The sequence below is a fragment of the Ralstonia sp. VS2407 genome, from assembly GCF_052950655.1.
In genome coordinates this window covers 1-566 of sequence record NZ_JBRFVG010000110.1, presented here as the reverse complement: position 1 = coordinate 566, position 566 = coordinate 1, and the positions used below count along the sequence as shown (strand labels likewise).

1 protein-coding gene is annotated in these 566 nt (G+C 70.5%); it reads left to right on the top strand.

Going from position 1 to position 566, the window contains the following annotated elements:
• The coding region (locus ACU8YE_RS24105; protein ID WP_446929880.1) for a cache domain-containing protein at positions 1–566 on the top strand (566 nt) is incomplete at both ends.

Sequence of the window (566 nt, the reverse complement as noted above, 5' to 3'; positions counted from 1 at the left end):
GTATGTCGGCGTGGCCGGCGCGGCCGTCGACTTCGCGTGGGAACGCGCGATCGACGCGCTCGAGGAAGCCGGCGCGCACCGGCTTGACCTGTATGCGTCGAGCCTGAAAAGCGAGCTCGGCCGCTTCGAGATCCTGCCCGGGCTGGTCGCGCGGCAGGACGGCGTGCGCGCGATGCTGAAAGCCGCGCCGAACGATGCGCCCGAGCGCGTGCATGCGGTGAACACCTACCTCGAAGCCGTGAACCGCGACGCGGGCAGCGGCGCGGTCGACGTGATCGACCTGCAAGGCGACGTGATCGCCGCGAGCAACTGGAACGAGACGATCAGCTTCGTCGGCACCAACGTGTCGTACCGGCCGTACTTCAAGGACGCGCTCGCGCGCGGCAGCGGCCGCTTCTTCGGCATCGGCACCAACACCGGCGTGCCGGGCGTCTACTTCGCGAGCGCGGTGCGCAGCGACGGCGTGCCGATCGGCGTGGCCGCCGTGAAGATCAGCGTCGATCCGCTCGAATCGGCATGGCGCGCGCCGGGCGTCGCCGCGATGGTCGTCGACAGCAACGGCGTGG